The organism is Microcoleus sp. B9-D4, assembly GCF_036705105.1.
Classification (GTDB): domain Bacteria; phylum Cyanobacteriota; class Cyanobacteriia; order Cyanobacteriales; family Microcoleaceae; genus Microcoleus.
Window position 1 is genome coordinate 94752 of record NZ_JAUBTS010000007.1, and the last position, 11418, is coordinate 106169.

An 11418-nucleotide genomic window follows, 5' to 3' on the forward strand; every position below is an offset into this window, starting at 1 on the left:
AATCTTTAGTGACAGGTAACGGGATAACCTGCCACTGTAATTGCCTCTGTAATGGCGGCTTCAGATGCTTGAGTTTGGATATTGACCAGTTTGGTTTTGGGATCTGCCTGAACATTTGCGGCGGCATCTACTGTCTTGATGGCTTTGGTAATGGTTTCGCCACAAGCTGAACACGCCATGTTAGGGACTTTTAGCTGTAGTGTCATGGTTGTATTTTTCCTTTCCTTTGAGGGGTTAATCCTATCTTGCAGTATCCAGTCCACTGGAGTGTCAAGGGGGAATGAAAAGAAATTTTTGAGAACCTCTAAAAAGGAGAAATCAACACCCTGGACACCATGATCTGCTGTCTCTTGAATCCCTAGGGCGTGTTTTCAAAGTCGGTGTATCCTAGATTGGGGCGCCGATCGCACGCAGGGAGTCATGCTTCCCTTCAATCAAGGCCAAGTGTGGACCTGTCCCTTCTGCGCCAATACGGTTCAGTTAAGGGCTATGCAGTGCTTAAAACAATAAATACAGGAGGATTCATTATTATTCCAGTACCTCTGTGTTTAACTTGTTTAGAGCGAAATTTTGAGACAGGCTTTTTCACAACTCTTGGGTTGTTTCTATGAACCATTTCAGGTAGAAGTTGGTCAAGTATCTCTAAAGTTAACCAATTCAAAAGAAGAGAATTTCTTGTGGTTGTAACCGCTGGAATTTTGGCAGAGCACGACGAATCACTCGTAATGTTCCAGTAAAAGACAGACGCAATGGTGAAACACCGGCACTGCTTGCAGCTTGAAAAATTAATGACCGTACAGCTCTTCGGTCCTAGTAGTAAACCATAAATTTCTTGTACCACTTCTTTCGGTCTTTGAGAACGAATATGAGTTTTTCTTCCCAATAAATGTACTTTGACTTCATCAATAGTATTCTCGACTTCCCAACGTTGATGATATTCACAAGCAAGTGACTGGGCTGGAAATTTTTCAGCGTCCAACAAGCTCGTAATTAAACGATATCTAATTTGTGTGACTGGGTGTTCGGGAGCCTCAATTGTGTACTCAATTACTCTTACCTGTATGGGCTTAAATCTTTTTTTTCTTAGTTTGCCTGATGGATAAATCTTTCCTCAAATATGAACCATCATCTAATAGTGTTTGGTTTAAGAATTTAACGTTGGATGGAATTCGCACTCTTCTACTCACAACCTTTACTGACTGTAGCTTCTACCATCGCATAAGAATGTAAGCCTCTATCCCACATCAATAGCATTCCTGGCGTTACTGAGCGTAACAACTTTAACGCTCTTACTCTTTCTCCCATTTTATATGGACACATTAAGGCATCAAATATTAAATGTGTTCCTGCCTCTACCGCAATCGCAGATTACTAGAAAATAGTCTGCAATAACAGCCAACTATTTAATCCTACTATAATACTAGCCACTAACCAAGCTAAGGCTTTCAGCCAAAATGGATTCACAAACTCTCCCATTAAGTTGCGGTTTGAGGTAAACATTACCAAGGGAATTACTGCAAAGGGTAATTGCAAACTGAGAATCACTTGACTGAAAACCAGTAAATTAGTTGTACTGCCTTCACCAAACAAGATAATTACGATCAAAGCCGGCACAATTGCAATCAGTCGAGTCAGCAAGCGCCGCAACCAAGGTCGCAGCCGAAAATTTAGAAACCCTTCCATCACAATCTGTCCTGCTAAAGTTGCTGTCAAGGTTGAGTTCTGCCCCGAAGCCAATAAAGCAAAGGCAAAAATTGCACTAGCAGAACCCACACCCAGTACCGGAGAAAGCAGTTTGTAAGCATCTTGAATTTCTGCTACTTCTTGATACCCGGAAAAATGAAAGCTTGCAGCCGACAATATCAGAATTGCTGAATTAATAAACAAAGCTATTGACAGCGCTACGGTGGAATCAATTGTGCCAAATTTAATTGCTTCCCATTTTTTATCAGCAGTTTCTTCCCAAGAGCGAGTTTGCACGATCGACGAATGCAAGTAAAGATTGTGCGGCATCACAGTTGCCCCCAAAATACCCACCGCAATATAAAGCATTGCCTGATTTTGCAAAATCTCTAGGCTGGGAACATAACCGAGTAAAACTCCTCCGGCATCAGGTTTTGCAAAAATCATTTCTGCAATAAAACAACCGCCAATAATTGCAATAATCGTAATCACCAAAGCTTCGATATAACGAAAGCCTTTTCCTTGTAAAAATAATACCATTATTACATCTAGCGCAGTGATGCACACTCCCCAAACTAAGGGAATACCAAATAGCAATTGCAGTCCGATCGCACTTCCAACAAGTTCAGCTAAATCGCAAGCAGAAATAGCAATTTCACAAAGTATCCACAGCAAAAAACTGACTCGCGGACTGAAATAATCTCGACAAGCTTGTGCCAAATCTCGTCCCGTTGCCACTCCCAAACGCACGCAGAGTGATTGCAGCAAAATTGCCATCAAATTAGATAGCAAAATCACACTTAATAGCGCATAGCCAAACTTGGCTCCCCCCGCTAAGTCAGTCGCCCAGTTTCCGGGGTCCATGTAACCCACTGAAACCAAATATCCCGGCCCTGCGTAGGCCAGCATTTTACGCCAGAAACCTTTGCTGTTGGGAACGGGGACGCTGCGGTGGACTTCAGGAAGGCTGGGTCTGTTTTCGGGGTGAGTCATTGGTTTTATTGTTAAATAATTTTCATATTATTTTCATAATCTCACAAATTCTGTTAAATTTCATCAGTCGTATTGCTCAAAATCCGCCAAAGTTGCAAGAAATATGAAGTTGTGTATTTTTTATCTAACACTCCAGGTAATGTGAATGCAGCAACAGAATGTGTGATATGCTCTGAATATCAAATCGGTTCTGGTGAGGAACAGCCACCAGAGGTAACGGGGAAAGTTCGGTGTAAGTCCGGCACTGTCCCGCAACTGTGAAGGAGACAAGTTCTCCAAGTCAGGATGCCCGCCGATGCCCAAATTTACTTTATTCATCTGCGAGGTACATGATGACTACTCAATCTTCTTCTTCTTCGGTTTGGCAACAAACGGCACGGTTGACGCTTTCAACACCCGTGCAAGCGACGCTCTACATCTCCCTATGCGCTTTGACTGTCTGGACTGTTTACTTTACAACTTATCCCGCCGTCCATAACAAGGTACACTCTCTGCGCCACCACACTTTGATGGTTAGTTGTCACTAAACAAGATTGTTTTTATTTGAGATATTGCAGTGCGATTCGTTTAACCTGTTGGGGCGGGTAAACCTGCGAGCTTTCTCAGAGTGCAGACAGGTTAAATAAACCCGCCCCCACCCCGCGCGAGATTCCTTAAAAGTCCAGAATTAAAATGTCAAAATTAAAGTTTTCTGCGCTCATCAGTGCTGTCTGCATGATGAGTATCTTTTTCTATGGTTGGGTAGGGTTTTCGCAGTCTCCACAATCAACTGTGCGACTGACTTCTGAACCCCCAATCAGCCAGATTTTACCCTTTGAAGCCGAGGCAACTACACCTTTATCTCCAGTGTCGTTAAAGCTGCAAGCTTTAGATGCAGCGGGGATTCCTTTAGAGAATGCTCGAATTAGTTTGACAATTTTAACTCCGCCTAAAAATCATTGGTTTACCACCGATTTTCCGATCGTGGAGGGAACAAAGTTGCTGGATATAGAGGCTGTTGCAGCTAAAGGTGAGTTACAAATCCAGCAAATGCTGCCCATTAGGGGAAATTATCAATTGTTAGCAAAGGTGACTCCGATCGCAGAAAATGCTTTTACTCCTATTCAGCAAACTTTAACACTATCCGTGCCGGAAAACGGGGTGAAGTATCGCAATTTTGGGATTTTAGCTGTGATTTTGTTGGTTGTTGGGCTAGGTGGCGGCTTGGCGATTGGAGGAAAGCCCAAAATCCAAGCAGGAGAAATAGCGCCTGAAAGAGTGCGATTGCTGTTAAGTGGGGCGATAATAATTGCGATCGCTACCTTGTTATATGTTAATGTCAGTGCTGAAATTGCCCAGTCTGAGATGTCGATGCCAATGTCTCACATGACAGAATCTAAACCGACAGAAAAAACTAGCCCCATTGTGCAATCTCAGGGTTTACAGGTGCGACTTTCTGGAGATGTTAGTGCGACAGTAGGGAAAGCTGCTAATTTACAAGTTCAAGTCACCGATACCAAAACAAATCAGCCAGTCACAGATGTATTGTTCAATGTTAAAGTCACCCAACTCGAAAATGATTGGATTGCTTTTGCCTACAAAGGTGTCCCGGATGCAGCCGGAAAACTGATATGGCAAGAGCAGTTTTTTGATGGCGCACCTCACAAAGTAGAGGTAGAAGTTTCTCCCCAACCCAACGGGGCCCGTCAGTTTTCACCATTCCAGGTTTTACAAAGTATTGAAGTTGAGGGAGTCGCGCCTCCTCTTTCAGTGCGGTTGACTGTTTTAGCTTACTTTACAGGCATTGTAATCGCGGGGATGGCGATCGGATTTGGATTGCAGCGCCGTTTGCTTGGGCTGCGGGTGAGAGTAGGGCGCATTTAACCGGATTTCGGATAATTTAATTTAAGTGCGATCGACTATGATTAAGTCGATCGCCAGAAATCACTCTTGTCAACGTTCCTGATTTGAGAGCTCTTTAAATTCGCGAGTTCCCTGATAGCCAGATAAATCCGCTAACTCCTGCAAAGATTTTTGCCCTTGGTAAAACTTACCGTTAATTTCCCAAGTGGGAGTCCCTTGAATCTTCGCAGCTTCGCAAAGATCCCGCCGAGCATTTTTCCCTTGAGGATTGCACTCAATATAATTGATAATGCCCGCCGCTTCTTTGCCGAAACTTGCTTTCTGTGCTTGACAATGATCGCAGGTAAAAGAGCCGTACATTTTAGCACCCACTATTTTTAAATGCTGCGCTAAAGCAATTTCTGAAGTACCGGAAGATGTCGTAGTCTTGATGCTAGTCTCGTTAGCTGTACCGAGATTATTCACATCGGCATAAAGAGCCAGAGAGGAAATCAGCACTAACATAGACACCACAATTCCTATAAAAAATAGTTGCCCGATATCATCCCATTCGCGACCTATTAATGCTAAGACAAACAAGCTAGTTGCAAACAAAGCAGATGCAATACAGTAAATACAAGCTGCTTTAATATCAACAGCCAGTACATACATCAGATAGCCGCTGAAAATCGTCATAGCTGTGCTACCAGCAAACAGAAATAGTCCCGTCCAAGACTCTAACTTAGAGCGGAGACTCTTCTGTTCTGCGGGATTGACCAATAGGGGAGCTACGGCAAAAACTATCATGCTCAAATAGCCCAAAAAACCGAACAAAGAAAGAGGCAAACCAAAGACATAGGCATAAGGACTCGAAAGCACGATATCGCAGCCTTCGATCGGACAAACTGCCGTTCCGTTGGATAACTTAACCACTGTTAGATAAGCAGTGATCGCAGCCCCTATCGAGGCAATTCCTGCCGTGAGCGGACGAGAATAGCGGTGAATCCAAGGCATGGAACGTTGACGACGCATAATATTTTTTCCTGTGCTGGATATTTCCCAAGACTAAATTGTATTACCAACCATTTTACACTTTGATGAAATAAGCCACAATTCCTAGAAGGATTAATACTGCTCCGGTTAATCCTTGTTCGTGAGCCTCGAAAAAATGCAGCTTTTCTTCTAAAGCATTAACTCCTTTCATTCCCAAGTCTACTAGCAAAACCATTCCCAAAACTGTCACAACTAAGTAGACCACAGAAACTACAAGTATGCCGCTCAAACCAATCGTTCCTGCTGAAAAAAAATAGGCTTCTATTTCGATGCAAGGCGAGAAAAACATTCCTGTTCCTAAAACAGCTAGGATTTGAAATTGCGATCGCTTGGTAGTTAAATTAACTGTTTCCGCGTGATGGTGGTGGTGCCTGCGAGAACTATCTAACTCTGCCAAAAGATAGATAATTCCTAAAACTAATAAAACTAAAGGCGCAATTATTTCAGCGGCCTCTACATAGGTAGCAGCGAACTTGTAACCGAATAAGCCGACGACAATTCCAATTAGGATAATGCTGAGGGTATGAGCAACTCCTGTAATTACTGTAGCCCGCAAAGTTTCGCTGCGAGACCAATTTTCAGTTTTACCAATCGCAATTAAAGGCATCCAGTGGTTGGGAATTAATGCGTGAATAATACTAAGAGCTAGACTTCCCAACAGAATTTTGAGCATACTTTCCATTTGCTTTCCTCTACAAATTGCTACAAGGAGGAAGGAATTGCCCGCCCTCCTGGAGTTGTCAGCCGACTACTTTAAAACTCTAGTCGCATTGAAAATAGCTGCTAAAGCCACCCCAACATCAGCAAAAACTGCTTCCCACATTGTCGCTAAACCAAAAACACCCAAACCAATAAATATCGCTTTAATTGACAGGGCAAAAATGATATTTTGCCAAACAATATTGTGAGTTTTTCTGGCAATTTGGATGGCTTCAGCCACCTTGGAGGGTGCATCTGACATAATTACAACATCGGCAGTTTCGATCGCCGCATCCGAACCCAAACCTCCCATTGCTATGCCCACATCAGCTCTAGCAAGTACGGGTGCATCATTAATTCCATCCCCGACGAAGATAATTTTATCGCCTTTTTTAGATTGGGAGATCAGTTTTTCGATCGCCTCTACTTTTCCTTCAGGTAATAACTCAGCTAAGTAGGAATCTAAACCGAGCTTTTTCGCAACACTCTCAGCTACAGCTTGATTATCTCCTGTGAGCATCACGATTCGCTCAACACCCAGTTTCTTGAGGTCGCGAATAGCCTGTACAGCGTCTTCCTTAAGCTCGTCAGCAATCAAAATATACCCAGCGTAGCGGTTGTCTACCCCTAAATGTACGATCGTACCTTCAGCATTGCAGACATCGTGAGGGATATTTTCTCGGTGCAGCAAACGGTCATTTCCGGCAAGCACAATTTGATTATTTACTTTCGCCCGAATGCCGTGCCCCGCTATTTCTTCGTAATCTTTCACATCCGATGAATCTATTTTTCCGCCGTAAGCTTCCATAATAGATTTCGCGACTGGGTGATTGGATTGAGATTCTACTTTAGCCGCTATTGCCATCAACTCTGTTTGGGAAAAACCATTTTTAGGCACAATTTGTGCTACTTTAAAAACTCCTTTTGTCAAAGTTCCTGTTTTATCCAAAACAACTGTCTTGACTGCTGTCAGAGTATCTAGAAAAGTCGAGCCTTTAACCAAAATCCCGCGCTTGGCTGCACCGCCAATTCCCCCAAAGTATCCCAGAGGAATGCTAATCACCAATCCGCAAGGGCAGGAAATAACTAACAAGACTAGGGCGCGGTAAACCCACAAAAATCTGTCTGCATTAGTTGCTCCTGAAATGAACAAAGGCGGAATTAAAGCCACTGCTAGCGATGCAAAGACTACAAAGGGCGTGTAGTAACTGGCAAATTTGCTGATCATCTTCTCAGTCTCAGCTTTTTTGCTTCTGGCATTTTCTACTAATTCCAGAATTCGGGAGATTGAAGATTCACCGAAGAGTTTAGTAACTTTGACGGTGAGAACTCCTGTCTGGTTAATTGTTCCTGCTAAAACTGTTTCTCCAACTTTCACGGTTCGAGGTACTGATTCTCCAGTTAGTGCAGACGTGTCAAGCTGAGAATTGCCGTCTATAATTTCACCGTCTAAGGGAATTTTTTCTCCCGGTTTGACAAGGATGATATCGCCGATGACTACTGTTTCTGGTGCAACTTTTTTAATGTCGCCGTTGTCCTTGAGGTTGGCATAATCTGGGCGAATTTCTAAAAGCGATTTGATCGATTGACGCGATCGCCCTACAGCAAATTCTTGAAAAAGTTCTCCGATTTTGAAAAACAACATCACCCCGACTGCTTCAGGGAGTTTGTGAATGGCTACAGCGCCGAGTGTTGCTATAGTCATTAAGAAATTTTCATCAAAAAATCGACCTCGCAGAATGTTGCGACCCGCACTGGTTAAAACATTCCATCCGCTTAAAAGATAGGCTGGGATGAAAACCAGATATTCACCTATAGAATAGGGCGTGTTGTGCAGTTTTTCTTCAAAAATTAAACCGCCAACAAATAGGACAACAACCGATATCACAGGAATCAATTCTTGCTTCAGGTTAAAATCTCCGTTCCCGTGGTTGTGGCTGTGGTCATGGTTATGATTCTCATTACTGAGATCGGGGCGATCGTCGTGACTGCAACTACAGCAGCCGGAATCTGATGCTTTTGTCTTTTTCATGATGCCTCCTAGATGGAAAAACATAATTAACTTATGAACATATATTCATACTATATCTCCAAAGCTAACAATTTGGTAAATTATTGAGTTAAAAGTTTGGCTGCTAGTTAGCTCAAGTTTGCGGTCACAAGTTGCGATCGAGAGTAAGAATTATTATCGTTTTGCTCATGTTAAGTAAAAATTATTGACTCATATTATTTGCTTGCCTGTGTCACATCCCATTGCTTGGTTTACCATTGCTGCATTTTTGACGCTTTGACTATCCACGATGGCTTCAGACGGACTCACCGCTCGGTTGTGGCTAACTTTAACCCAGGCTCTAAGTCGGTCATGTAGCCTCAGCAAAGTTCCGTCTTTACGCCAGGTGCAGAAGTAGCGATAGACGCTCTGCCAAAGTGGGAAGTCTCCCGATAAGTCACGCCAAGTACAGCCTTGGGTTAACAGGTAAAAGATTGCATTCAGGACATTCCACACCTCAACCTTGGGTGACGATCCCTAGATGTTGGAGGTGAAATAAAAGGTTCAATCAACTCCCATTGTTCCAAAGTAAAGTTGCTGGAGTACATTTTACTCATAGCTATTTTTGGTACTGTTTCTATGTCTCGGCGATGAAAAAACTAAAACGAAGCGAGAAACGTTCAAATCGTTGCTGCAAAACCTGTTAAGCGGTATTACTACAGCCGTTGTTGCTTCATTCTGTCACGTTGTGTATCTCGAATAATACTGATTCCACCCCAAACGACTAGGCTTGCGATTCCCAATCCAACAATTAAATCAGGAAACCGAGAATTAAATAGAGTGACTAGGAAACCTGCGACGATCACACTAAAATTTGCAATTACATCATTCTGCGTAAATATCCAACTTGCCCGCATATGTACCTCACCCTTACGATGCTTTGAGAGAAGGTACAAACCATAACTGTTAGCAATCAGGGCCAAAAAAGCCATTGCCATCATCCAACCTGATTCCGGTGAACTTCCCCAAACAAACCGTCGAATCACATCGACGACAACCATCACGGCTAACGTGATCTGAAAAATACCACTTAGAGTCGCTGCACGATTCTTGTGATGCGCCGATTTGCCAACTGCATACAGCGACATCGTGTAAACTGAAGCATCTGCAAACATATCTAATGAGTCTGCAACTAAGGCAGTTGAATCCGCTAAAACTCCTGCCACAATTCCGACGACAAACATTGTGCCATTGATAAGTAACAGAATTCGCAACGTTTTACGCTCGGCTGCGTTCTTGGCTTCCATGTGACATCCACAGTCTGACATCGTGCCTCCTGTTTAGCTTGTTGTTATTCGTTCTCTGAGCAGTTGTAGCGGGTACATTCATAAACTCCTTTTGCTACATCAGCCAGTAACTCTTCAACCATTTCCAAAATCTCAGCAACTCGTGCATCGGCGAGTTGATAACTGGTGTACCGTCCTTGCTGCAGGGTGTTTACCAGACCGCAATCACGGAGACAGCCCAAGTGGTTTGAGGTGTTAGATTGCGATAGCCCGGTTGCTTCAACAATTTCACTCACGGTCATTGGACGCGATCGCAGCACGTCCAAAATCGCCAATCGTGATGGATCGGAAAACCCACGAAAGAGTTTTGCTTTCAAGCGAGTGGACTGGGATTGAGCAGAGACAATCATATGCTTAGCTTCAATACAAAGCTCTTTTATATCATCATATCAGCAACTAATGATATGTCAACACCTGAAAGCTTATTTATACCCTTACGTGAGCAGCGTCGCAGTTCCCACATCCGCTATTGCCCAAGCCGGAGCATCGTTAATCCCATCTCCCAGCATCGCTACAATTTTCCCTGGTGCTTGCAGTGTTTAGATTTGAGCTGCTTTTGGGTCTAGTCCAACTTCAGCAAAAACGCGCTGGATACCAGCAGAAGGGGCCATCGACTCAACTCATGCCTTGGAGTTTGACTGTGAGGTGATCCATATATGCACTCTGAAATTGGGAATGGGTAATATTCTGACTTCTGTCTTCAAGCGCCTGGATAGCCAACAGATGCGATCGCTTCCCTAACTTCATTTTCCGGTTTCACAGTTTGAATTGTCACCAACTTCGTCTTGAGATCGGCTTAAACAACGGCGGCTGAGTCAACTGCTTGGACTTCTCTAGTCCACTGGAGAGTTAATGGGGGATTGCGAAATTAATCAGGAATTATGGAAAAAGTGGTTTGACAGCCTACCCATAGGGTAAGGCGCGCACTGTGTACCCTACATAATTAGGTTATGAGTCCTGTAAATCTTAAATTTGAGTTCGATCGACGGCACAGCAATAATTTTTTACAATTCCCAGTCGAAAATTTCATCCTAATTTCATTTATATGTGGAAAGCTGAAGATAAATAGTCGTTTTAAGCATATAAAATCGATGAAGCCAATTTCATTAAAAACAGGCTTTGTAGCCCTGATATTGACCGCCACAGCCGCTTTAACCAGCGGAGTGCTTGCAGCTTGTTCAAAAGCCTCTTCCAGCGAAACTCAAGCCCCAAATGTTACGGCTGCAACCGAAGCAAACAACAAGCAAGACATGGCACAAGGCGGCGGCATGGGTGGCATGAATCATGGCATGAATCACAATATGTCAATGGATTTAGGCCCGGCTGATGCCGAGTACGATTTGCGATTTATTGATGGCATGACACTGCACCATCAAGGTGCAGTAAACATGGCAAAAGAGGTACTCAATAAATCCAAACGCCCGGAAATGAAAAAAATAGCAAATGAGATGATTGCCGCTCAGAACCGCGAAATCAATCAAATGAAAGAGTGGCGAAAAGCTTGGTATGCCAAAGCCAGCAGTACGCCAATGGCTTATCACGCTCCAATGAGTCACACGATGGCAATGACTCCCGAACAAATGCAAAGCATGATGATGAGCATGGATTTAGGGGCCGCTGACGACCAATTTGACTTGCGATTTCTCAATGCGATGATTCCCCACCACGAAGGAGCTTTAGTGATGGCCCAAGATGCTTTGAAGAAGTCGAAGCGGCCGGAAATAAACAAATTGTCCCAAGAGATTGTGACTTCGCAAAAGCAAGAAATCGAGCAAATGAAAGAGTGGCGACAAGCTTGGTACAAACAGTAACACCATATTTCACCCGGATTTC

11 protein-coding genes, 2 pseudogenes and 1 riboswitch are annotated in these 11418 nt (G+C 43.5%); of the genes and pseudogenes, 3 read left to right on the forward strand and 10 right to left on the reverse strand.

Annotation, left to right across the window (positions count from 1 at the left end; genetic code table 11):
* Positions 1–5 precede the first annotated feature (5 nt).
* From QUB24_RS06470 to QUB24_RS06480, 3 genes and pseudogenes are all read right to left on the reverse strand, one after another.
* The gene (locus tag QUB24_RS06470) at positions 6–206 is read right to left on the reverse strand and encodes a heavy-metal-associated domain-containing protein (protein ID WP_333151738.1); all 201 of its coding nucleotides are present in this window, start codon (positions 204–206) and stop codon (positions 6–8) included.
* 451 nt (positions 207–657) lie between these two features.
* Positions 658–1362, reverse strand: a pseudogene (locus QUB24_RS06475) (transposase); the annotation flags it as partial.
* Positions 1363–1371: 9 nt separating this feature from the next.
* On the reverse strand, positions 1372–2676 hold the full coding sequence (locus QUB24_RS06480) for an Nramp family divalent metal transporter (protein ID WP_333151740.1): 1305 nt from the start codon (positions 2674–2676) through the stop codon (positions 1372–1374).
* Positions 2677–2844: 168 nt separating this feature from the next.
* Positions 2845–2987, forward strand: a riboswitch (cobalamin riboswitch).
* Between the two features lie 18 nt (positions 2988–3005).
* Here QUB24_RS06480 and QUB24_RS06485 point away from each other — a divergent pair.
* Complete coding sequence (locus QUB24_RS06485) at positions 3006–3203, forward strand: CbtB-domain containing protein (protein WP_333151742.1); 198 nt, start codon at positions 3006–3008, stop codon at positions 3201–3203.
* Between the two features lie 145 nt (positions 3204–3348).
* The gene (locus QUB24_RS06490) at positions 3349–4539 is read left to right on the forward strand and encodes a hypothetical protein (protein ID WP_333151745.1); all 1191 of its coding nucleotides are present in this window, start codon (positions 3349–3351) and stop codon (positions 4537–4539) included.
* Positions 4540–4608: 69 nt separating this feature from the next.
* On the opposite strand, the gene QUB24_RS06495 is transcribed toward QUB24_RS06490, so the two are convergent.
* From QUB24_RS06495 to QUB24_RS06525, 7 genes and pseudogenes are all read right to left on the reverse strand, one after another.
* A complete protein-coding gene (locus QUB24_RS06495) occupies positions 4609–5529 on the reverse strand; it encodes a vitamin K epoxide reductase family protein (RefSeq protein ID WP_333151747.1) in 921 nt (306 codons plus the stop codon).
* A 55-nt stretch (positions 5530–5584) separates the two neighbouring features.
* Complete coding sequence (locus QUB24_RS06500; RefSeq protein WP_333151749.1) at positions 5585–6232, reverse strand: hypothetical protein; 648 nt, start codon at positions 6230–6232, stop codon at positions 5585–5587.
* Between the two features lie 66 nt (positions 6233–6298).
* Positions 6299–8281 (reverse strand): heavy metal translocating P-type ATPase, encoded by a 1983-nt coding sequence (locus QUB24_RS06505; protein ID WP_333151751.1) that lies wholly within the window; start codon positions 8279–8281, stop codon positions 6299–6301.
* Positions 8282–8470: 189 nt separating this feature from the next.
* A pseudogene (locus tag QUB24_RS06510) lies at positions 8471–8764 on the reverse strand (transposase); the annotation flags it as partial.
* A gap of 191 nt (positions 8765–8955) precedes the next feature.
* Positions 8956–9546, reverse strand: coding sequence for a cation transporter (locus tag QUB24_RS06515; protein WP_333151753.1), 591 nt, complete (start codon positions 9544–9546; stop codon positions 8956–8958).
* A 44-nt stretch (positions 9547–9590) separates the two neighbouring features.
* A complete protein-coding gene (locus QUB24_RS06520) occupies positions 9591–9935 on the reverse strand; it encodes a metalloregulator ArsR/SmtB family transcription factor (RefSeq protein WP_333151755.1) in 345 nt (114 codons plus the stop codon).
* 265 nt (positions 9936–10200) lie between these two features.
* Entirely contained in the window at positions 10201–10332 is a 132-nt protein-coding gene (locus QUB24_RS06525) for a hypothetical protein (protein ID WP_333151757.1), read from the reverse strand.
* Between the two features lie 344 nt (positions 10333–10676).
* Between QUB24_RS06525 and QUB24_RS06530 the strand changes: the two genes are divergently transcribed.
* On the forward strand, positions 10677–11396 hold the full coding sequence (locus QUB24_RS06530) for a DUF305 domain-containing protein (RefSeq protein ID WP_333151759.1): 720 nt from the start codon (positions 10677–10679) through the stop codon (positions 11394–11396).
* Positions 11397–11418: the final 22 nt, after the last annotated feature.